Origin of the sequence: Virgibacillus sp. DJP39, assembly GCF_049310925.1 — a bacterium.
Lineage (GTDB): Bacteria > Bacillota > Bacilli > Bacillales > Amphibacillaceae > Virgibacillus_F.
In genome coordinates, this window is sequence record NZ_JBMERP010000019.1 from 1 (window position 1) to 23,651 (window position 23,651).

19 protein-coding genes are annotated in these 23,651 nt (G+C 38.9%); 13 read left to right on the forward strand and 6 right to left on the reverse strand.

What is annotated here, in order from left to right; translation table 11 throughout:
* From ACOI1D_RS08410 to ACOI1D_RS08440, 7 genes are all read left to right on the forward strand, one after another.
* On the forward strand, window positions 1–976 hold a 976-nt coding region (locus tag ACOI1D_RS08410), incomplete at its 5' end, for a Na+/H+ antiporter NhaC family protein (RefSeq protein ID WP_422500800.1).
* Between the two features lie 351 nt (window positions 977–1,327).
* Window positions 1,328–2,500: an aminotransferase class I/II-fold pyridoxal phosphate-dependent enzyme gene (locus tag ACOI1D_RS08415; protein ID WP_422500801.1), complete on the forward strand. Its 1,173-nt coding sequence runs from the start codon at window positions 1,328–1,330 to the stop codon at window positions 2,498–2,500.
* Between the two features lie 66 nt (window positions 2,501–2,566).
* Complete coding sequence (locus ACOI1D_RS08420; protein WP_422500868.1) at window positions 2,567–4,204, forward strand: thiamine pyrophosphate-binding protein; 1,638 nt, start codon at window positions 2,567–2,569, stop codon at window positions 4,202–4,204.
* A 43-nt stretch (window positions 4,205–4,247) separates the two neighbouring features.
* Entirely contained in the window at window positions 4,248–5,747 is a 1,500-nt protein-coding gene (locus ACOI1D_RS08425; protein WP_422500802.1) for an aldehyde dehydrogenase family protein, read from the forward strand.
* A gap of 31 nt (window positions 5,748–5,778) precedes the next feature.
* On the forward strand, window positions 5,779–6,951 hold the full coding sequence (locus tag ACOI1D_RS08430; protein WP_422500803.1) for a saccharopine dehydrogenase C-terminal domain-containing protein: 1,173 nt from the start codon (window positions 5,779–5,781) through the stop codon (window positions 6,949–6,951).
* A 145-nt stretch (window positions 6,952–7,096) separates the two neighbouring features.
* Entirely contained in the window at window positions 7,097–7,867 is a 771-nt protein-coding gene (locus ACOI1D_RS08435; RefSeq protein ID WP_422500804.1) for an IclR family transcriptional regulator, read from the forward strand.
* A 13-nt stretch (window positions 7,868–7,880) separates the two neighbouring features.
* Window positions 7,881–8,192 carry a DUF3870 domain-containing protein gene (locus tag ACOI1D_RS08440; protein ID WP_422500805.1) on the forward strand — a complete coding sequence of 104 codons (312 nt, stop codon included), beginning with the start codon at window positions 7,881–7,883 and terminating at the stop codon, window positions 8,190–8,192.
* A gap of 68 nt (window positions 8,193–8,260) precedes the next feature.
* On the opposite strand, the gene ACOI1D_RS08445 is transcribed toward ACOI1D_RS08440, so the two are convergent.
* The 4 genes from ACOI1D_RS08445 to mreBH all read right to left on the reverse strand — a co-directional run bounded on the left by ACOI1D_RS08445 (window position 8,261) and on the right by mreBH (window position 14,147).
* The gene (locus tag ACOI1D_RS08445; protein ID WP_422500806.1) at window positions 8,261–9,706 is read right to left on the reverse strand and encodes an NAD-dependent succinate-semialdehyde dehydrogenase; all 1,446 of its coding nucleotides are present in this window, start codon (window positions 9,704–9,706) and stop codon (window positions 8,261–8,263) included.
* A 44-nt stretch (window positions 9,707–9,750) separates the two neighbouring features.
* A complete protein-coding gene (locus ACOI1D_RS08450) occupies window positions 9,751–10,938 on the reverse strand; it encodes an acyl-CoA dehydrogenase family protein (protein WP_422500808.1) in 1,188 nt (395 codons plus the stop codon).
* A gap of 114 nt (window positions 10,939–11,052) precedes the next feature.
* Window positions 11,053–12,198: a CaiB/BaiF CoA transferase family protein gene (locus ACOI1D_RS08455; RefSeq protein ID WP_422500869.1), complete on the reverse strand. Its 1,146-nt coding sequence runs from the start codon at window positions 12,196–12,198 to the stop codon at window positions 11,053–11,055.
* A gap of 941 nt (window positions 12,199–13,139) precedes the next feature.
* Window positions 13,140–14,147: a rod-share determining protein MreBH gene (gene mreBH, locus ACOI1D_RS08460; protein WP_422500809.1), complete on the reverse strand. Its 1,008-nt coding sequence runs from the start codon at window positions 14,145–14,147 to the stop codon at window positions 13,140–13,142.
* A gap of 461 nt (window positions 14,148–14,608) precedes the next feature.
* Between mreBH and ACOI1D_RS08465 the strand changes: the two genes are divergently transcribed.
* The 4 genes from ACOI1D_RS08465 (at window position 14,609) to ACOI1D_RS08480 (ending at window position 18,125) form a co-directional block, all read left to right on the forward strand.
* A complete protein-coding gene (locus tag ACOI1D_RS08465) occupies window positions 14,609–15,391 on the forward strand; it encodes a CAP domain-containing protein (protein ID WP_422500811.1) in 783 nt (260 codons plus the stop codon).
* 105 nt (window positions 15,392–15,496) lie between these two features.
* Window positions 15,497–16,219: a lysophospholipid acyltransferase family protein gene (locus tag ACOI1D_RS08470; RefSeq protein ID WP_422500813.1), complete on the forward strand. Its 723-nt coding sequence runs from the start codon at window positions 15,497–15,499 to the stop codon at window positions 16,217–16,219.
* Window positions 16,220–16,421: 202 nt separating this feature from the next.
* Window positions 16,422–17,417 (forward strand): glutaminase, encoded by a 996-nt coding sequence (locus ACOI1D_RS08475; protein WP_422500815.1) that lies wholly within the window; start codon window positions 16,422–16,424, stop codon window positions 17,415–17,417.
* Window positions 17,418–17,450: 33 nt separating this feature from the next.
* On the forward strand, window positions 17,451–18,125 hold the full coding sequence (locus ACOI1D_RS08480) for an SOS response-associated peptidase (RefSeq protein ID WP_422500816.1): 675 nt from the start codon (window positions 17,451–17,453) through the stop codon (window positions 18,123–18,125).
* A 434-nt stretch (window positions 18,126–18,559) separates the two neighbouring features.
* Here the strand turns inward: ACOI1D_RS08480 and ACOI1D_RS08485 are convergent, their stop codons facing one another.
* Window positions 18,560–19,921, reverse strand: coding sequence for an alanine/glycine:cation symporter family protein (locus tag ACOI1D_RS08485; RefSeq protein ID WP_422500818.1), 1,362 nt, complete (start codon window positions 19,919–19,921; stop codon window positions 18,560–18,562).
* 235 nt (window positions 19,922–20,156) lie between these two features.
* Here ACOI1D_RS08485 and ACOI1D_RS08490 point away from each other — a divergent pair, with 235 nt between their 5' ends.
* Window positions 20,157–20,471, forward strand: a complete 315-nt coding sequence (locus ACOI1D_RS08490) for a YtxH domain-containing protein (protein WP_422500820.1) — start codon at window positions 20,157–20,159, stop codon at window positions 20,469–20,471.
* 25 nt (window positions 20,472–20,496) lie between these two features.
* Window positions 20,497–21,324, forward strand: coding sequence for a YihY/virulence factor BrkB family protein (locus ACOI1D_RS08495; RefSeq protein WP_422500821.1), 828 nt, complete (start codon window positions 20,497–20,499; stop codon window positions 21,322–21,324).
* 166 nt (window positions 21,325–21,490) lie between these two features.
* Here the strand turns inward: ACOI1D_RS08495 and ACOI1D_RS08500 are convergent, their stop codons facing one another.
* Window positions 21,491–23,431, reverse strand: a complete 1,941-nt coding sequence (locus ACOI1D_RS08500; RefSeq protein WP_422500823.1) for a heavy metal translocating P-type ATPase — start codon at window positions 23,429–23,431, stop codon at window positions 21,491–21,493.
* Window positions 23,432–23,651: the final 220 nt, after the last annotated feature.

Sequence of the window (23,651 nt, forward strand, 5' to 3'; positions counted from 1 at the left end):
CTTTTACGTATGGGCAGCACTTGGTGTAGTGTTTGTCATTGCAATTAGGCAGTCAGATTTCGGACCAATGAAAAAGCATGAAGATTTAGCGCGTAAAACAGGGCAGGTTATGAGTAAGGAAACGAAGGAGAAAGTCGATATCTCATCAAATCTACCAACTAGTAAAATCGGAAGAATAAGTGATTTAATAGCACCACTTGTTGTTCTATTTATCGCAACACTCGGGTTTATCTACTGGACAGGGCTAAAAGCAGTTGAAGGTGAAGCAACTCTAATCAATATTTTTGGAAGTGCTGATGTACCAAAATCACTACTATATGGTGGGTTAACTGGTCTAGTAGTAACTTTTGTTCTATTTATGCGACATTTAAAGAGTGGTGACTTATCTGGAAAGCATTTTAGAGTCGGGCTTATTGAAGGTACGAAGTCAATGATTCCGGGCTTTTCAATCCTGATATTCGCTTGGGCAATTGTTACACTTATTGGAGAACTTGGAACTGGAACCTATTTAGCTGGAGTTGTTGAGTCATCAAACTTAAGTATTATGTTATTACCACTAATTGTATTCATAATGGCTGGTTTCATAGCATTTGCTACAGGAACTTCATGGGGTTCGTTTGGAATACTACTACCGATTGCCGGTGAAATTGCTGTGTCAACAGATGTGACATTACTACTTCCAATGCTTGCAGCTGTTTTAGCTGGAGCAGTATTTGGTGATCACTGTTCACCAATTTCAGATACTACGATCCTTTCATCGACAGGATCAAACTGTGATCACATGGACCATGTATCCACCCAAATACCATATGCACTTCTAGCAGCAGGAATTGCTGGACTGGGCTATTTGGTATTGGGGATCGTTGGAAACGTATGGGTAGGACTACTAGTAGTAATCTTAAGTCTAGTTATATTGTTTTTCACATTAAAAAAGCCTGAAAAAGTTTCAACCATAGAAGAAAGTATCGCTAAATAAGAAAAGCGAAGGCGCCTTGAACAGGGGTGAAACGCAGAAGCAGAGGACCAAAGAGCACGGTTTATGTGCTCAGGAGTGTCCAATGCTACTGACGCGAACCCCTAGGCGCAGGAGCTAGATAAGAAAAGCGAAGGCGCCTTGAACAGGGGTGAAACGCAGAAGCAGAGGACCGAAGAGCACGGTTTATGTGCTCAAAGTGTCCAATGCTACTGACGCGAACCCCTAGGCGCAGGAGCTAGACAAGAAATGAAGACTTTATTTTTTAAATTATTGCAAATCTTAAATCATTGATTTATACTTATACTATATTCATGAAATGCCGTTTCATTAATTGAAATAGGAGGAAGATTGATGACGTTTGTTTCAGAAAAAATAAACACGTTACCGCCTTACTTGTTTTCTGAATTTCAAAAGAGGAAGAAGGAGCTTGAAGAAAAGGGTATAGATGTCATTGACCTTGGAATCGGTGCACCAGATCTCCCTACCCCTGATTTTGTAATTGATAGGTTGGTGGAGGAAGCTAGAAAACCACATAATCATCGCTATTCCACGTATAGTGGGGTCCAGGAGTTTAAGCTGGCTGTTGCTGATTTTTACAAAAATCATTACGACGTTGACCTTGATCCCAATACAGAAATCTTAGCGTTAATTGGATCGAAAGAAGGTATTGCTAATGTAGTGCAGGCCGTAATTAATCCAGGAGATTCAGTATTGGTTCCAAATCCTGGATATCCAGTGTACCGCACGGCTGTACATCTAGCTGGTGGTAAGTGCGTTGATCTGCCATTAGATGCTTCAAATGGTTATGAACCTCTATTTAATGAGGTTGCACAGAAGGATACCGATGCAGCAAAGTTAATGTTCTTAAACTACCCTAGTAATCCTACTGCAGCTACCGTTGATTTTAATGTATTTTTGAAAGCGGTATCATTTTCGCGAAATAATGATCTGATTGCGGTTAACGATGCTGCGTATGATCTGGTAACCTTCAATAATTACACTGCACCAAGTATTATGCAGGTGCCAGGAGCAAAGAACCATGCTGTCGAATTTGGATCGTTATCAAAAAGCTTTAATATGACAGGTTGGCGAATTGGTTATCTCGTAGGTAATGAAACCATAATTAAGGCATTAACAACATTGAAGAGCAATATCGATACATGTCAATTTCTTCCTATTCAATTAGCGGCGGCAACGGCGTTAACCAGTGATTTAGCTGTAGTTAGAGCTAATAACAAAGTTTATCAGGAACGGATGGAAAAGTTACACAAAGCATTAAATGAAATGGGTTTAGAAGCGGATAAGCCTAAAGGCACAATCTTTATCTGGGCTAAAGTTCCAACAGGGCATACTTCCGCATCATTTGCTGGTCAACTATTAGAAAACGCAGGTGTGATCGTTACTCCTGGTTCAGCATTTGGAACAGCCGGTGAAGGATACATCCGGGTTACATTATCTGTAACAAGTGACAGATTAGACGAAGTTATTCTGCGGATGGAAAACATGATGCGTGCGCTAGGGTAGAAGACTTCAATTAAGGTGAGGTGAATTAGATTGGTCGTCAACACATCTTTGCAAAAGAAAACCAAAATGACAGCTGCGCAGGCAATTGTTGAGTGTATGAAACTGGAGGAAATCAAGCATGTATTTTGTGTTCCCGGTGAAAGCTACCTACCCTTACTTGATGCATTGTATGATACGGAATCAATTGAGGTAATCTCTGCAAGACATGAAGGAGGAGCATCCTTTATCGCAGAAGGCTATGCCAAAGCTACCAATAAGCCAGGTGTCGTTATGGCAACTAGAGGAGTTGGAGCAGCTAATTTGTCAATTGGTGTGCATACTGCTTTTCAGGACTCCACTCCAATGGTGGTATTTTTGGGCCAGGTACATAGTAAGTTCAGGGGAAGGGAAGGGTTTCAGGAAGTAGATTTAGATCAATATTTTGGGCATATCGCAAAGTGGGCTGTTGAAGTGAATGATCCAGATCGTATGCCAGAGCTTGTACAACGCGCTTTTCGTATTGCTCAAACTGGCAGACCAGGTCCAGTAATTGTATCTTTACCGGAAAATGTTCTCCCGTCTATAGCTGAAATGTCTTTTGGTCCAGCAACAGTTAGACCTAAACCTGCCCCCGCTACAGACGAGATCATGCGAGTAGATGCATTGCTGCAGAAAGCAAAAAAACCATTAATTATTGCCGGGGGTGGGGTTAAGTCATCTAATGCAGAGGAAAGCCTGATAGCATTTGCTGAAAAGTTTTCTATACCGGTAATTGCTGCCTTTAGAAGACAAGACGTTTTTCCGAATGATCACAAATTATATGCTGGACATTTAGGTTTGGGAACAAGTAAAGAAGTCCTGCAAACAGTAAGAGAATCGGATGTTATTTTAGCTATTGGAACGCGATTATCAGAAGTGACGACACAGGATTACACGATTATTACTTCAGATAAAAAATTAATTCATATCGATATTAACATTGAAACTTTAGGAAAGGTATATGCTCCGGACGTTGGAATAGTAGCTGATAGCGGTGAAGCACTGGAAAAATTGCTTGACCTGACATGTTCAGTTAACTGGAAGGCTTGGGCAAGCGAAAGAAATACCGCTTACAGACAGGTAAGTGATTTGCGTGCAACAAGTGAAGATGTCATTAATAAACAAATCATAGCATCATTAGAAAGAAAACTACCAAAAGATACAGTCATTACTAATGACGCAGGCAATTTTGCAGGGTGGTTTCATTCTTTTTATCCTTTTACAAGAGCAAAAACATATGTAGGTCCTACGTCAGGTGCGATGGGCTATGGGATGCCAGCAGCACTAGGTGTTAAACTTGCTGACCAAAGTAAAACTGTCGTTTCTCTATCTGGTGATGGTGGATTTATGATGACGGTGCAGGAACTTGAGACTGCTGTAAGGTATCAAATTCCAATAATCAGTCTTGTGTTTAACAACAATATGTATGGAACAATTCGGATGCATCAGGAAATCCATTATCCTGAAAAAGTAATTGCTACGGGTCTGGGTGAGGTTTCCTTTAGTAAGTTAGCAGAAAGTGTTGGAGCTCACGGCTTTACTGTTCATTCGCTTTCTGACTTTGAGAATGCATTGGACAAAGCACTTCATAATCATGGGCCAACTGTAATAGAAATAATAACAGACGGTGAAGACATTTCGGTCTCATCAACGATTCAACAATTAAGAGATCGAGTTAAAAAGTAATCTATTAATCTATATAGATAATAATATTCAGGAGGTATTTATCATGGTAGAAACTCTACTAAAAGTTAAAAAGCTAGCAAATTATATTGGTGGGGAATGGATTGAGTCAGAAGGGAAAACCACACCGGTTATCAATCCAGCGACAGGAGAAACTGTTGTAGAAGTTCCACTATCAGATGAGGGAAGTGTAGACGCTGCAGTAAAAGCAGCTAAAAAAGCACAAAAGGAATGGGCGTTAGTTCCAGCTCCTATGCGCGCTGAAGTTCTATACCGTGTTGGCAGTATCATGAAAGACAGAAAAGAACGTCTTTCTCAATTACTAACAATGGAAAATGGAAAAGTTATCGAAGAAGCACGTGGAGAAGTCCAAGAAGGAATCGATATGGCATATTATATGGCAGGTGAAGGCCGTAGAATGTTTGGGCAAACAACACCTGCAGAACTAAAAGATAAGTTTGCAATGAGTGTACGTACTCCAATTGGCGTAGTTGGTTTAATCACACCGTGGAATTTTCCAATTGCAATCGCAACTTGGAAGTCATTTCCAGCAATTATTGCAGGTAACGGTGTTGTGTGGAAACCAGCAACTGAAACACCAATTATGGCATTTGAGCTTGCGAAAATTTTTGAAGAAGCTGGTTTGCCAAAAGGTGTTATAAACGTTGTATTTGGCTCAGGTTCTACAGTTGGTGAAGCAATGATCAATCACGAAGGAATCAGAGTTATTTCGTTTACTGGATCCAATGACACTGGTCGTAATATTGCTGCTAAATGTGGTCAACAACTCAAAAAGGTCTCTCTTGAAATGGGCGGTAAGAACGCAGTAATTGTTATGGATGATGCTGATCTGACATTAGCAGTTGAAGGCATTCTGTGGAGTGCATTTGGAACGAGTGGCCAGCGATGTACTGCGTGCAGCCGAGTGATTGTTCATGAAAAAGTGAAGGATGCATTGGAAGAACGTCTGCTTGTCGAAATGGAAAAGTTAACAATTGGAAATGGTTTGGATGAAACAAATAAAGTTGGTCCGATCATCAACAAAGCTGGATTGGCTAAGATTAAGAAATATATAGAAATCGGTAAGGATGAAGGTGCTAAATTACTAGCAGGTGGTTACGTAATGGAGGAAGGCGAACATCAAAAAGGAAATTATTTTGCGCCTACATTATTTACAGATGTAAAACCGGGGATGCGAATTGCACTTGAAGAGATTTTTGGCCCAGTAGTTTCATTAATACCTGTTAAGAATTTTGAAGAAGCAGTTGAAGTGAACAACAGTGTGGAATATGGATTATCAAGTTCAATATTTACAAATGATGTAAATCAAGTGTTTAAAGCGCAACGAGATTTGGATACAGGAATTGTCTATGTAAATGCAGGTACAACAGGTGCGGAAATTCACTTACCATTTGGTGGTACGAAGGGCACTGGAAACGGTCATCGTGATTCAGGTGTTCAAGCTCTGGACGTATTTACTGAATGGAAAGCAGTCTATGTCGATTATAGTGGCAAATTACAGCGTGCTCAGATTGATGTGGAGTAAATAGATGTAAAAATAACGGGGAGTGATATGAATGAAGATAGGTGTACTCGGTTCTGGTTTAATGGGTAAGGAAGCTGCACGTGATCTAGTTTCAAATCCAGGTGTATCAGCCGTTGGTTTAGCGGATATTGACATTAAACGTGCACAAGCGGTTTGTGAGCAATTAGATTCTCCAAAACTAACTGCTTATCAAGTAAATGCAAGTGATGTTGGTGAGTTGGCAAATTACATGAGTGAGTTTGACGTTATCATCAATGCACTATTCTATTCATTCAATGAGATAGTAGCGAAAACTGCTATTGAGGTGGGTGTAAGTTCAGTAGATTTAGGTGGTCATATCGGCCACATGACAGATAAAGTTCTGGCACTCCAGAAAGAAGCACAAGCAGCTGGTGTAACGTTGATCCCTGACTTAGGTGTTGCGCCAGGAATGATCAACATACTGTCCGGATATGGCGCAGAGAAACTAGACAAATTAAATGCGATTCAGATATTTGTTGGTGGTATTCCTGTCCGTCCTGAGCCACCATTTGAATACAACCATGTATTTTCAATGGAAGGGGTACTTGATCACTATACAGATCCATCACTAATCGTTAGAGGTGGGATAAAGCAGGAGGTTGAATCGTTAACTGAAGTAGAAACGGTTCATTTTGAGAAATTCGGACCTTTGGAAGCATTTCATACATCAGGAGGTACTTCAACCTTATCCTTGTCCTACCCAACTATAGAAACACTAGAATACAAGACCATCCGCTATCCAGGTCACGCAGAAAAGTTTAAACTTTTAGTCGATCTTAATTTAACCCGAATGGATTACGAGGTAGAAGTTAGAGGTCAAAAGATCAACCCACGTGAGGTGCTGTTAAAAGTACTGGATCCAATTGTCGACTTAAAAGACAAGGACGATGCTGTACTGCTTCGCGTAAAGGTTTCCGGGGAAAAGGATGGAATCCCTACGACCTTTGACTATGAAATGACGACATTCAAAGATCGGGAAAAAAATGTAACTGCAATGGCAAGAGCTACCGCAAACACAATCTCTGTAGTAGCCCAGATGATTGGAGATGGTACAATTGCTAAGGCCGGTGTTTATCCACCAGAACGAATTGTTCCAGGAGATAAATACATTAAGGAAATGGCTAAACGTGGTGTTCTGATAAAAGAAACAAGTAATCATACAAAGAAACATGTAAAAATCTAAATGCATCTCCTCTGATTCAAAATAACTACGCTTAGAAATCAGGGTGGATGACTAGAAGATAAACAAGGTTTAAACTATAGAGAGCCCTCTATTTGGGTAGAGGGTTAATTTTCTATTTAATGACAAATTTAAGGAGTACATACCAATGAATCAAAGTGTAATCAAGGCTTTAAAACTACTTGATTTGTTCACAGAAGAAATACAGGAATTTTCCCTGAGAGAAATTGCGATGCGGTCTGATTTGCCCAAGCCAACAGCATATAGACTTTTGACGTCATTAGTGGAATGCGGTTTTTTGCAAAAAACGCGAGATAACGAACAAGGAAGCAGTTATAGGCTTGGTCTAAAATTACTTGAACTAGGGAATTTGGTTTCGAACCAGTTAGAAATCAGAGAAATAGCATTGCCTTATATGGGGGACTTGGCCCAGGATATCAATGAGGTAATCCATATTGTAGTTGCAAATCAAAACGAAGCTACCTATATAGAAAAGGTAGACAGTACTCGGGCCATTCGACTTTATACCAGAATTGGAAAAAGCTCACCATTCTATATAGGATCTGGTCCAAAGCTTTTGCTCGCATTTATGGAAAAAGATAGACAGGAAAGAATTATTGGTCAAGATGAATTGTATACAATGGAAGACCACCGGATTATTGATAAAGTGGTACTGAAAAAAGAGTTAAAGCGTATCAAGCAGGAGGGTTATGCATATAGCATTGGTGAACAGGACTTGGAAACAACAGGAATTTCCTATCCGCTTTATGACTATAGTGGGAAAGTTATAGCTGCATTAACAGTTAGTGGATTGTCCAGTCATTTTGAAGGAGAAAACTTGCAGGTAATTAGGCAGAAAACGCAAATTACAGCAGAGAAGATTTCTGAAAAACTTGGTTATCAAGCTATTAAAGTATAGGAAGGGGAAAATAATGAACACCATATTTATAGCTGGACATGCCAAGCTTCCTGCAGGTATGGCTGCAAAAAGTGTATACGAAACATTAACCATAACAGCTGAAGTAGACAAAAAATATGGAGTAATAGTCACAGCCAGCTGTACATTAGCAACACTGCATGGACGGGAATTCGTTCAGCAATTACTTCGTGGTCATAGTCTGCAGGATGGAATTGAACTACCTGTCGAAGAAGTTCGGGTACATTATTTGGGGAAAGCTGGAAATGCCTTAATTTCAGCTCTTAAAGATTTATATAAACAATACGAGCAGTATAAAAATGAATAAAATAGATTACGATCAAAAATCCTACCAGCTGTCTGGTAGGATTTTAATGTTATTTTATCTCCAACTCTCTAATCGAGTGAAATGGAAATATATTTCATTTCCAGAAACTCGTGCATACCATGGTGTCCGCCTTCTTTTCCAATACCAGATTGCTTGATTCCACCAAATGGTGCTTCGGGTAATGCTGGAAAGACATCGTTTACTCCAACAATTCCATACTCCAGTCGTTCTGATACGCGAATAGCACGACTGGTTTTTTCAGTAAAGATATATGCAGCTAAACCATAGTCGGTATTGTTTGCTTTACGGAGAACAGTTTCCTCGTCTGTAAAACTTTGGATTGGAAGCACAGGACCAAAAGTTTCTTCATTCATAATGGTCATATCATCAGTAATATTGGACAAAATTGTTGGTTGATAAAAATACCCGTCCAGGTCACTCTTCCATTTACATCCCCCGGTGATAATACTTGCCCCTTTCTCAACTGCGTCATCTAAATGTGCCTGAACCTTTTTAGCTGCATTTTCATTAATTAATGGCCCTAAGTCAGTATCAGTTGTAAGTCCATTACCTAATTTCAATTGTTTAACCTGATCTGCTAATCTATTTGTGAATTTTTCCTGTATGGATTCATGGACGTATAAACGGTTAGCGCATATACATGTTTGACCATTATTACGGAATTTACTTCCAAGTGATAGACTTACAGCTTTGTCAATATCGGCATCGTCAAACACAATAATTGGTGCGTGTCCCCCTAATTCTAAGGATAGTTTTTTCACATGCTCAGAACTTTCACGCATCAAATATTTACCTACCTTAGTAGATCCGGTAAAGGTGATTAAACGAACGTCTTTGTTTTGAAGAAATGCCTCGCCAATCGCTTGTGAATCACCTGTAACAAGGTTGACCACTCCCTTTGGCAAGCCAGCTCGTTCAAGTATCTTAACTATCTCGATGGCTGAAATTGGTGTTTCAGGCGAGGGTTTTAAGACAACTGTACAACCTGCCGCCAATGCCGGACCAATTTTCCTTGTAATCATGGACGATGGGAAATTCCATGGTGTGATTGCACCGATAACCCCTATAGGTTGGGGGACAACCATTAGCCGCTTAGACTTAACTGATGAGGGTATTAACTCACCATACCCACGGCTTGCTTCCTCTGCATACCATAATAAAAAATTAGCGGCACCCTTAACCTCGCCAATTGCTTCATTAAGCGGTTTTCCTTGTTCAGTAGTTAATATTTCACCTAATCTGTCAGATTCTTCCAGCATAATCTCTGAAGCTTTATATAAAATACGGGAACGTTTGCGTCCTGTTGTTTGCCCCCAAATTTTAAAAGCATCGGAAGCAGCCTGTATCGCATTTTGTGCTTCGGCTTTTCCGCCAAAGGAAACTTCAGTAATTGCTTTTAGTGTAGCGGGATTATAGATTGTTTCCGTTTCTTTGGATGTAGCACCCTGCCATTGTCCATTTATGAAGATACTATCAATATTTTTTTCAATCATTCTTTTTCCCCCTTGGTATTTACCATTTATTTCTTTTCACCTAATTATCCTTGCCATGCAGGTAGCATGTTGTTTAGTTGTTTATCTTTTCGGTACCCAAGTACATATTCTGCCTGCATAACGGTATGAATCTCACGAGTACCTTCATAAATTACTGGTGCTTTGGAATTACGTAAGTAGCGTTCAACTGGATATTCATCGGAATAGCCATAGGCACCATGAACTTGAACGGCATCGTCAGCAGCTTTATTAGCAAAGTCACATGCCTGCCATTTAGCTAGAGATGTTTCACGGGTATTACGTTTTCCTTGGTTTTTTAACTCACCTGCACGGTAAACAAGAAGACGACTCATTTGCAGACCAGCTTCCATCTTGGCAATCATTTGCTGAACAAGCTGGTGACGGCCAATTTCTTTGCCAAACGTTTCGCGTTCGTGACAATAGTTTACACTTGCTTCAATACATGCCATAATTTGCCCGCATGCTCCAGCTGCAACAGTAAAACGACCATTATCAAGTGACGCCATAGCTATTTTAAAACCTTCACCCTCCGAACCTAGGAGGTTTTCTTTAGGTACCCTTACTTGATCAAAAAATAGTTCTCCCGTGTTACCAGCACGAATACCATGCTTCCCTTTTGTGGCCTTGGATGAAAAACCTTCCCAGTTTCGTTCAACGATGAAGGCAGAGATGCCATTATGTTTTTTGTCCTTATCAGTATAGGCGAAAACCAGAAAATGATCGGCGGTGTCACACAAAGAAATCCATGTCTTCTGCCCATTCAAAATATAATAATCTCCATTTTTAGTGGCTGTAGTATTTAAAGCTGCAACATCAGATCCAGCACCAGGCTCTGTTAAGCCAAATGCACCAACTTTTTCACCCTTAGCTTGAGGTACAAGATACTTTTGTTTTTGTTCTTCATTTCCCCATTGGAGCAGGGACATACTATTTAATCCTGTATGTACAGAAACTGCCGTACGAAATGCAGTGTCCCCACGTTCAAGTTCTTCACATACGATTGCGAGTGAGTTATAGTCCATACCACTTCCACCGTATTCTTCAGGAATACACACGCCCATTAAACCAAGATCTGCCAATTTATTCATTACCGCAGGGTCAGCTTTACCTACCCGATCCCACTCAGCGATATGTGGCATGATTTCCTTATCAACAAAATTTCTAACAGTAGTGCGTAGCATGGTTTGTTCTTCCGAGAATTCAAAATTCATCTAATCATCTCCAATTTTTGGTTTAGCAGTTAAGAAAGTATAAATCCTTTCTTACTGCATAAGTGCAACTAAGGCTTGGCGATAAGCCAAGTTTTCTAAAAAACTTCTATTCGTTTACTTAATAAATCGCGCTAAAATTTCTTTCGTATGTTCACCAGCATTTGGTGGGTGGTTAACGTATTTTACAGGTGTACGTGAAAGCTTGAGGGGGCTTCCGATCATTTTTACTAACCCTGCAGTTGGATGCTCATATTCAATAAACATCTCTCTAGCATTTAGCTGCGGATCATTCGTTACTTCTTTCATATTTTGAATTGGTCCACAGGGAATGCCATTATTCTCGCATCTTTTTTGCCAAACAGCTGTTGATTCTCTGTGGAAAGCAGTTTGCAATATTGGAACCAGAACATCACGGTTTTCCACACGGTCTGAATTCGTTTTGAATCGGCTATCATCGGCTATTTCTGGACTTTTCAAAACAGTACACAATGCTTTAAATTGTGTGTCATTACCAACAGCGATTACCATTTGGCCATCTTTTGTTTCAAATGTTTGGTAGGGCACAATGTTTGCATGATGATTCCCAAGTGGAGATGGAATTTTGCCTGACATGAGGTAGTTACTGCCGATATTAACCAATGAGCTAACAGCTGAATCGTACAGGGAAATATCTAGCTTTTGGCCTTTACCAGATATGGTTCTTTCTAAAAGCGCACCCTGAATTCCAATACAAGCATATAACCCTGTTACAATATCTGTTATGGCAACGCCTAGCTTCTGCGGACCAGATTGCTCATTTCCGGTAATACTCATTAGTCCACTCATCGCCTGGATAATGAAATCATAGCCTGGCATTGCTTGATATGGACCTGTTTCACCAAAGCCAGTGATTGAGCAATAGACAAGACGAGGATTTAACTCGTCAAGGGTTTCATAATCCAAACCAAACCGATCCATTGTACCTGACTTAAAGTTGTGAATAATGACATCGCTTTCAAAAACGAGCTTTTTAATCGTTTCAATACCTTCTTTTGTCTTCAAATCTACTGTTATACTTTTCTTGTTTCGGTTCGCACATAAATAATAGGCACTTACATCGTTCTGAAAAGGTGGCCCCCATGTTCGGGTGTCATCACTACCCCCTGGAGCTTCCACCTTAATTACCACCGCACCAAGATCACCCAATATCATTGTGCAGTAGGGACCTGCAAGCACGCGTGATAAATCAAGAACCTTAATATGTTCCAATGCACCTGTCAAAAAATCACCCCTTCCATCAATTGAAAAAAGCCAATTCAAAATGACCACAGTCATGCTGTAAGTCAACTTGAACTGGCTCATGATCTGTTGGAATCCACCTGGTATAGGCATGAAAACAGATTAGACAGTACTTGCTTATGCGTGTCACCCAGACAGCCGCTTCGCTTTTTGATTCGATTAAATGTGCCGATCATGTGTTATAAACGTTTGTGCGTTTTTACATGATTCATTCTATCTTATTATATTCTGAATAATATGTAAATGTTTTTTAAAAAAAGCTGTACTCTAAACGATTGTTGTTGCTAGAAATTCTGTGAAAAGCGACATAACTGCTAAGTTTATTTATTTCCTGCCACCCTTGTGTTCCAGCGCTGAGGAAAACGCCACTATTCGAGGATAACGGTTGATTATCGAGCTGTGACGATTGATATTTTCATATAACAGTTGATTCCGAGGCTGCGAGGTATTTAGACACGTATTAGATTAAAAGCAACAAAACTTGTGGTATCTAAGTTCAGTTCTAGTGATTACCACCAATTGGTTTTTCTGCAGTACAGCCCGAAGTTTTGTTTGATATAGCAGGTCATGGTCATGCAGAACCCTTAAGAGCCTATAAAAAAGGCTGAATTAGAATTAACTAATTCAGCTTTCACATTATCCGATTCAGACCAGTCGCCTCCGCTTTTCTTTTTGATCCAGCTGCGAGGGCTAGCGGCTCGTGTCGTAAGCAATGGACACTCCGAGCAAAAAGTTCATGTGCTCTACGGTCCCTTGCTTACGCATGTCGCCGCTACCAAGCCCTCTCCGCTTTTCTTTATGATCCAGCTGCGGCTCCTTGAAGCTGCCGTCATAAGCAATTGACACTCCAAACGCAAAAACCTTGCGTTTTACGGTCCCTTGCTTATGCGTCCGCTTCAGACCAGTCGCCTCCGCTTTTCTTTTTACTTTGCGGCTTTTTGTAGTTTATTTATCATTTTTAATGCGCGGCCTGTGCCGATTGCTACTGATTCTAGCGGGTTAGGTGCTAGGTGTACTGGGACGGAAATTTCTTCTGTTAACCAGTCTTTCATTCCTTTAAGTAATGCTCCGCCACCAGTTAATACGATACCACGGTCTACAATATCACCACTAAGTTCAGGGGGACAATTTTCTAATGTAGCACGGATGGTTTCAAGTATTTTTTGGAGCGATTCTTTTAGTGCAGAATGTATTTCCGTAGATGAAACTGTAATTGTTTTTGGCAGTCCGGTTACCAAGTCGCGACCACGAACTTCCATTATATCCTCTTGATGATTCTCATGAGCATAACCAATTTCTATTTTGATGTTTTCTGCAGTACGCTCACCTATTAAAATATTATAGTTCTTGCGGACATGTTGAATAATTTCTTCATCCATTTTGTCTCCGCCAATACGTACTGAATTACAGGATACTACGCCACCAAATGAGATTATGCCTACTTCTGATGTACCACCACCGATATCAACAATGACATTCGCAATTGGTTCATCAACTGGGAGATCTGCACCGATTGCAGCTGCAATTGGTTCTTCTATTAAGTGAACATGCTTAGCGCCATAGCTGGTTACGGCATTGTGAATTGCTCTTCTTTCAACTGAAGTGCTTCCAGAAGGTGTACAAACAACTACAGTTGGCTTACGCATAGATAATCCCATTTTCTTACTTACCTTTTTCAAAAATTCCTTTAGCATTTGGGCAGTAACATCATAATCAGCAATTACCCCATCTTTAAGTGGGCGGATAGGAACGATGTTTTGTGGCGTTTTACCAACCATTTCTTTCGCTTCTATTCCAACTGCAACAACATTTTTCGTGTTAATATCAATAGCCACCACAGATGGCTCGTTCAATACAATTCCTTTAGTTTTAGAATAAATGAGTATATTTGCAGTACCTAAATCGATACCGATTTCTGCATTAGATAACATATTAGCTCCTCCATTGATGACAGTTTTTCAATTATAGCATTTCTATACTATATCATCATTTATGGGGGTATGTCAGTGCTTTACAGATATTGGATTTACGGTACCTGATAGAATGAATTTCTTCTATAAGCCTTGCTACAAAGGGATTTATTCCTTGAAATGATGAAGTTTCTGTTGATATTACCATATTTATCATTTCTGTTACATGAAAACATGATAATGTAATATTTTTCAGAAAATTGATACCTGTCAATAGTGATTATTAGGTATATAAAGTAATTTCAGCAAAATTATTCCAATACAAAATACTTTACCCATACAAACAATCCTATTAATTTAGTAGTTTATCTAAAATAATATTTCGCTATCAAACTATGGAAAGGCTTGCCAAAATTATTACAAGAAAGGCGTGCTACTATTATTGTGCAAGACAAAACATACTTGAAGGAGATGTACACTATATGTTCAAGAAATTAAGTGTGATAACAACACTCTCGGCAACATTATTAATCGGTAGTGCATTTACAAATACTGTTGATGCCTCTGAAAGCACGAATTATAGCCAATATCAACAGTATGAATACAAAGTCTATTATTCTTCTAATGAAAATTGGTACACGAATACTAATGTAGACGGTTTTTTGAAAAACTTCTTTACCAACTATCAGGTAAACTGGAATGATCAAAACTCAACTGATAAACCTGCAGAACCTGTTAAGGAAGACCAAGACCAAGAACAAACTAAACAACAAACGCAGAAGCAAGAAGTTCCTGATCAAGTGGAACCAAAGGAAGCACCTGTTCAGGAGGCTCCCGTGCAACAACAGCCTACTAAACACCAAGAACCACAAACCCAATCAGAACAGCTAAGTCAATATGAGCAGCAAGTGGTAGAACTAACAAATGCTGAACGTGTGGAACGTGGACTGAATCCATTGAAAATTGATCTTGAGTTAAGTCGCGTGGCACGTGAAAAATCTCGTGATATGTCAGCTAATAATTACTTTTCTCACACAAGCCCGACATACGGTTCTCCATTTGATATGATGAAGTCCTATGGAATAACTTATCGTAGTGCTGGAGAAAATATTGCTAAAGGTCAACGTACACCTGAAGAAGTGGTTAATGGCTGGATGAATAGTGAAGGTCATAGAGCAAATATCCTAAGCACTAAGTTTACACACATTGGTGTGGGTTATATTTCGGATGGAAACTACTGGACGCAGCAGTTCATCGGTAAGTAATAGAATAGATTCTTAGAAAGGGAGATTAGCAAGTTTCATACTTGCTAATCTTTTTTTGTATAAAAATTGTTTCATTCATCGTATAATAGAAAAAGGGGTGATCATATGATTCGTAGTTTGTGGATTTATTTTTGTGCAATTATAATTGTTTTACAAAGTGGATTAAAATTACATAAAGGAAAAAAACTTTCCAAAGAAGGTAGTAAAGAGTCCGAAATAAAAATGTTCAAAGCGCCAAAATTAGTTTCCCAAAGAGTTATTAGACTAACCGGTACGAAAGTTCATGTTTCTGGACAGGAAAAGTTACCTGATGAGGCTGTCTTATTTGTTGCCAACCATCAAGGCTTATTTGATATTCTAGCTCTAATCGGTTATGTAGGTAAGCCTCTAGGTTTCATTGCAAAAAAAGAAGTGGAAAAAATCCCTATTGTAAGTTCGTGGATGAGTTTGATGCATGGTGTATTTATCGACCGTAACGACCGACGGCAGTCTGTCAAAGCAATTAACGAGGGAATCGAAAATTTGAAAAATGGCCATTCCCTAGTTGTTTTTCCAGAAGGCACCAGAAGTCGTGGTAGTAACCTAAATACATTTAAGTCAGGTAGTCTGAGGTTGGCGACGAAAGCAAATGTACCAATCGTGCCAATTGCGATAAACGGGACCTATCAAATGCTCGAGGAGGGCAATGGTAGGGTGAAAGGTTCAACTATAACCATGAAAATATTAGACCCGATTTTTCCGCAGGATTACCAAGAATTGAAGCCTAGTGATTTGGCACCAGTAATACAATCAAGTATCGAAAATTCCCTTCAGCAGCAAAAGGTATAAATTGAAGTATGTAAAAATAATAATCCAACAATAATTTTGCCTCACTAATCAATGATTAGTGGGGTTTTTTGGTGGTAGAAATCGTATTATTTTCCTTTTTTAATTTTCACTCCTATTATAAGGGTAACTGCCAATATACAGGATTATCATTATCTACATTAAATATGGGAAATAAATCATACTAATTAGAAGGGGTGATTAAATGGTTCAAGGAGCTGCTAATTGGAATACGGAGTTGAGTCAAGAATGGTTGCAGAATTATGTGGATGACTGGGTTTCCTTTTACCGAAAACATACAAGTGACGGAAAAGTCGCATCCTATATTCCGATTTTGGCTGAGGCCAACCCTGATCATTTAGGAATAACAATATTAGGTAAGAATGGAATGGTGATTCGTTCAGGGGATGTAGATGTACCATTTACCTTGCAAAGTATATCAAAAATAATCAGCTTCATTGTTGGTTGTGTGGAGCGCGGAATTGCATATATGCTTGACCGTGTGGATGTTGAACCAGCTGGAGAAGCATTTAATTCAATCATGCACTTAGAGATGAAGCAAGTAAAAAAGCCCTTCAATCCATTAATTAACGCTGGGGCAATTACGGTAACATCTATTCTAGAGGGTGAATCTTCTGAAGAGAAAATCGGACCAATTTTAGATTTGCTAGAAAAGATGATTGGATATCGTCCAGCTATTAACCAGGATGTATATCTGTCAGAGAAGACTTCATCTACTCGTAATAAAGCAATTGGATATTATTTACTCGAAACAGGATTCCTTGAATCGGATTTGCATGTAACACTGGATACTTATTTCAAGCAGTGCTCGATTGAAATAACAGTAGATGATCTTGCTAGAATTGGCATGATTCTGGCGAATGATGGGGTGAATCCAGATACACAGGAAGTAATTATCCCGAGACAGGAAGCTAGAATTTCAAAAGCACTTATGCTGACTTGTGGCATGTATGATGCATCCGGGAAGTTTGCTACTTACGTTGGTATTCCTGCGAAAAGTGGGGTATCTGGTGGAATAATTGCTGCTGCACCTCCGCGGGTCCGGGAAGAAGAATTACCTTTTCTGGAGGGATGTGGAATAGGCGTTTATGGTCCTGCTCTGGATGACAAAGGTAATAGTATCGCAGGAATTCGATTGTTACGTCATATCGCAAAGCAATGGGATTTAAGTATTTTTTAAAGAGTGATCAGCTTTTCAAAGGAGGGAAATTGGATGTGTGGTAGATATACATTACTCAGTGATGAACTTGATATTCTTAGGGATTTCAATATTGATGAATCAATTGATTCGTATACACCAAGCTACAATATAGCTCCTGGCCAGAACATACTCGCAATCATTCATAACGGGAAAAGCAAGCGGGCAGGATACTTGAAATGGGGGCTTGTACCTTCATGGGCAAGCGACAAAAAGATCGGCTATAAAATGACCAATGCAAGAAGTGAGACAGTTCATCAAAAGCCAAGCTTTAAAAGTTTATTAAAACGTAAAAGATGTTTGATAGTAGCTGACAGCTTTTATGAATGGAAAAAGGATGAAACCGGAAAACAACCTAAACGAATTCAATTAGCTGATCGTAAACTGTTTGCATTTGCAGGTCTATGGGATAAGTGGCAAGACAAGGAGAATAATCAAAATCTTTTCACGTGTACGATATTAACAAAAGAGGCAAATGATTTTATGCAGGATATTCATCACAGAATGCCCATTATTCTTCCAAAAGATAAAGAGGAAGAATGGATAGCACCTGTGGAGATGGATACGAGGGCAGCACATCAGTTTCTGCAGTCGATACAAGTTAATGATTTAAAAGCACAAAATGTATCTACCTACGTAAATTCAGCCAAAAATAATGACTTCACTTGTATTGAACCTTTGGCAAATTAAAAAAGGATCGAAACCCAATGGGGCTTCGATCCTTTTTTGTATTTGGCTCGCCTTCGCTTTTCTGTCTAGCTTCGAGGGCTAGCGGCTCGTGTCATAAGTAATTGACACTCCGAGCAACAAGTTCATTTGCTCTACGGTCCCTTGCTTATGCGTCCGCTTCAGACCAGTCGCCTCCGCTTTTCTGTCTGATCCAGCTGCGGCTCCTAGTGGCTAGCAAATAGGTAGTCCTGATGAACGTACGTAAAGGTCAACGTACTTTTCACAGTCCTATCTATTTGTACGCCACTAACCAGTCGCCTCCGCTTTTCGTGATCCAGCTGCGGCTCCTTGAAGCTGCCGTCATAAGCAATTGACACTCCAAACGCAAAAACCGTGCGTTTTACGGTCCCTTGCTTATGCGTCCGCTTCAGACCAGTCGCCTCCGCTTTTCAACCTTAAGCTGCGGTTTTTGCTCGTTTTCTTTCTGCTTCTTCTTCTTTTGCTACTTTAATAAATTTCTTGGTTTCGTAAACTACGACTCCTGATAGACCGAGTAGGCCAATTAAGTTCGGGATCGCCATAAGGGCGTTCATAATATCTGCAATTCCCCAAACGATACCAAGCTTTTCAACAGCACCGTAGAATACGATTAGTACAAATACTACGCGATAATAAGGAACTGCTTTGTCATTGAAAAGGTAACTAAAGCATTTTTCCCCATAATATGACCAACCAACAAGTGTTGAGAAGGCAAATAATACAATTCCAATTGTAACAATATATCCTCCGGTGTCACCTAGGAAATAAGAGAATGAGGCAGCAGTAAGATCACCACCATTTAAGGATGTGCCGGAATACATATCAGCCATAACAATTGTTATTCCAGTGATAGAACATACGATTATGGTATCGATAAATACCTGTGTCATGGACACAAGAGCTTGACGTCCAGGATAGTCCGTTTTTGCAGCTGCTGCGGCAATAGGTGCAGATCCGAGACCCGCCTCGTTCGAGAACACTCCTCGAGCAACACCGTATCGAATTACTGTACCTAAGATACCACCACCAATAGCACTGCCGGTAAAGGCATCACTAAAGATTAATCCAATGGCAGCTGGAACAATTTCTAAATTCATAACAATAATTACTAAACCACCAATAACATAAAATAATGCCATTACAGGAACAAAAAGTGCTGTAACACGACCAATACTTTTTATTCCGCCTAATATTACTAAACCAGTTAAGAGTGTAAGAATAATTCCAGTAACCCAAGTAGGTACACTGAATGAGCGCGCCAAAGCATCAGCAACGGAATTCGATTGAACCATATTACCGATACCAAAAGCTGCGACCGATCCGAAAACTGCGAAAGTTACACCAAGCCATTTTTGCTTGAGTCCGCGTTCTAAGTAATACATTGGTCCACCAGACATTTCACCTTTGCTGTTAACGACACGATACTTAACTGCAAGAAGTGCCTCTGCATACTTTGTAGCCATTCCAAATAGTGCACTAATCCACATCCAGAAGACGGCACCAGGGCCACCAAGTACAACAGCAGTAGCAACACCTACAATGTTACCTGTTCCAATCGTGGCGGCCATGGCGGTGGTGAGGGCCTGATAGTGACTAATATCTCCCTTAGAGGCCTTATCCTGTCTTTTTGGGCTAAAAGCTAATCTTAACGCATAAGGAAGTGTACGAAACTGTAAAAAGCCAAGTCTAAATGTAAGATAAAGTCCTGTTCCGACAATTAAAATAAGTGTTGGTGGACCCCAAACAAAACTACTTATATTACTAATTATCTGATCCATGTTATTCCCCCTTTAATATTTTGTATTGTATACCTATAGTCAATATTCCGAAAATTGTATAGAAAAGTCAAGCTTATTTTAAAACTTTTTTATTTATATTTTGGAAATGGTTGTTTATTTCCCCGATTTAAGGGAAAAAGTAAGTAGAATTAAAAAGATGTTTTTTTATTACTAATGTATAATGAGGAAGTCTAATAGAAAATAATTAACATACAAATTAAAGGAGAGATAAATGATGCAAAATAAAAAAATGGTACTTGGTATTATTCTTGGTGGAATAATTGGTGGATTAATTACTTTGTTTGACCAGGACACACGTTCAACAGCAAAAGGTCAGTACCAGATTTCAAAAAGACAAACAAATTATTATTTAAAGCACCCCTCTGAGGCAATACGGAATGCTCGAGTTGCCTGTAACAAATTTAATGATACATTTAACAAAAGTGCTGACAATGCCATTAGCGCATTAGAACAGGTAGAGCAAACTATCGATACGATCACAAATAAGAATGAAAATCAAAATGAAAGCAAACTTAAATCTATAAAATAAATATTGCTTCGTTAGGGGGACAGGTATGAAAAAAGCTGTTACATTATCAAAACAACTTTTTCAAAAGTTAATGGAGGTAGATGTTTTTGGAATGGCGGCACAGCTCGCCTTTTTTTTCTTATTGTCTTTATTCCCCTTTCTATTGTTTTTAGTTACCTTAATAGGACTTTATATGGATCCGCAAACAGTAATTTCATTTGTTGGTACCTATGCACCAGATGAGATAATGGCTTTAATAGATAAAAATATTAATCAACTTGTTAATCAACAAAATGGTGGGTTAATATCTATTGGTATTTTAGGTACAATTTGGTCAGCGTCTGCTGGGATTAATGCTGTAATGAAGGCCTTTAATGTGGCCTATGAAGTGGACGAGGATCGGTCATTTGTAGTTTCGCGTCTGATTGCTATCGTTTTAACAGTAGCAATGGTTGTTGTAATATGTATTGCATTTTTACTCCCCATTTTTGGCAAGGCAATCGGCGAGTATTTGTTCTCATTTTTAGGGATGTCAGCAGGTTTCATTCAGGTGTGGGACACATTACGTTGGGTAGTATCTTCGGTAGTATTTTTCATCGTACTATTAGCACTTTATAAATTGGCCCCAAACAAAAGGATTTATCTAAAAGAAGCAATCTGGGGTGCAATATTCGCTACAATTGGGTGGGAGCTAGTTTCACTAGGTTTCTCCTATTATGTTAGTACGATTGGGAGTTATTCAGCAACTTATGGAAGTTTATGGACGGTTATTACCTTAATGATTTGGTTTTACCTTTCTGGAATTATTATTGTTACTGGTGGAGTAATTAATGCAATTCTACAGCACAGACGTGTCGGTAAAATGGAAACATAAACTTAAAGATGAGGCTGGGACATAAGTGGAAAACTGATTGATTTAGTACAAACCGTGAAAATAAACCGCATGAAATCAAGGTGTTTAAATTTGATTTCATGCGGTTTATTCATTTTTATAGGGTTTTGTCCCAGCCTCATCTTATTTTTTAAGGACAAAATTACTTTTATCTCAGAAGTCTTAATCCATTTAATATCACCAATATCGTACTTCCTTCATGACCAATTACTCCGAGAGGCAAATCAATTACCTGAAAAAGATTAGTTATTATTAAAAAGGTTATAACGCTTAATGAAAATACAACATTTTGTTTTACAACTTTATTCATTTTTTTGGAAAGATTGAATGCACCAGCGATTTTTGCTAAATCATTTTTCATTAAGACTATATCAGCAGTTTCTAATGCAACATCAGTTCCTTCTCCCATTGCAATGCCTACATTTGCAGTGGCGAGAGCAGGTGCATCATTGATTCCATCCCCAACCATGGCCACCTGTTTGTATTTCCTGCGTAGGTTCTTCAAGTGGTCCACTTTCTCTTCGGGTAGACAACCTGCTATAAAATCATCTATACCAGCTTCATTAGCAATTGCCCTTGCGGTGGTTTCATTATCACCAGTAAGCATTACTGTATAAATATTATGTTTTTTAAGTAGTTGGATAGCGTGTTTTGCATCTTTTCGAATGGTATCCTTCAATGCAATTAATGCAACTATTTCATCATTTTTTAGTACAAAAACTACTGTCTTTCCCTCGGAAGCTAGTTTATTTGCTATACCATTCTGAAATTCCATAGCCTCTCTATCACCAGCAAACCTCGTGTTTCCAATAACCCATGTATCATCACCTACCGAAGCACGGATACCATTTCCACTAATTGTAGTATGATTCGCAATATCAATCGAAAAAGATTCAATTCCTAATTTTTGTTTACTGTAACTTGTAAGTGCTTTTGCTAAGGGATGAAGTGATTCGTGCTCAATTGCACCAACTATTTCCATAATAGAATTGCTGTCTGTTCCCGGTTTGAAGTGAGTGTCTGTTACAACCGGTTTTCCATTTGATAATGTACCAGTTTTGTCAAATGCAATAGCTTTAACGTGACTCAGATTTTCAATATTAACGCCACCTTTGAAAAGCACGCCATTTTTTGCTCCTCTGGAAATTGCTGATAATGTCGCTGGCATAATTGAAGCAACAAGAGCGCAAGGGGAAGCAACTACAAGCAAAATCATTGCGCGATAAATGCTTTCAGTAAACGTCCATCCTAAAAGTAAATAGGGGAGAAACATCATTGCTACAACAGCAAGAAGGACCACCTTTACGTATGTTCCCTCAAACCTTTCAATAAAGAGTTGTGATGGTGACTTTTCATCCTGGGCAGAATGGACAAGATTAATTATTTTTTGGAATAGGGTTTGATCACTCGATTTTGTTATTTGTACATGAATGGTGCCATCAACTGCAACCGTCCCAGCAAAAACTTCATGACTTTCTTGTTTAGTAATAGGAACGGACTCACCAGTTATTGCACTTTCGTTAATGGAGGATAAACCTTTCTTGATCATACCGTCGGCTGGTATTCGCTCCCCGGCTTTAACTAAAATAAGGTCACCAACTCCAAGTTCCGACACAGCAACAACCTTTTCAGTTCCATTTTGTAAAAGAATTGCGGTTTCGGGTTGTAAATCCATTAAAGAAGAAATTTCTTTTTTGCTTTTATTAATTGTATACGTCTCAAGAGCACCGGATAATGCAAAAATAAAAATAAGAATAGCGCCTTCTGTCCAATAACCAATGGTTGCTGAACCTGCAGCCGCAAAAACCATCAGCATTTCAACATTCAATTCCTTATTTGCAATTGTTTCTTCTATCCCTTCCTTAGCCTTCGCATAACCGCCAATTACAAATGCCAAGAGATGGAGGAATACCCATGTTGGATGATTAATATTGTCAGAAATAAGCCAGGTAGTTAAGATGATAAACCCGCTCAAAACAGCTGCAATTAATTCTATGTGTTTGGAAAAAGAACTAAAACGTAACGATTTAAAAGGATTAGATACACTGCTATCATTTGTATCGCTTAGTATTTCTGATTTAGGTATCATCTTTGAACCTCCTAATTGATAATGATTTTTATTACTAATTAGAATAATTATTAATTAATACTAAATATTATTTTATCATTAAAGCTTATAAAGTCAAGTTTTTAATTTTAGTATGATACAGGGTATTTTTTTATATATAACAGTATTGATTAATATTGTTTGAGTCGAATAATGCTGTTATACTATTTATTATTAATTAATATAACAATAGAAGGAAGTG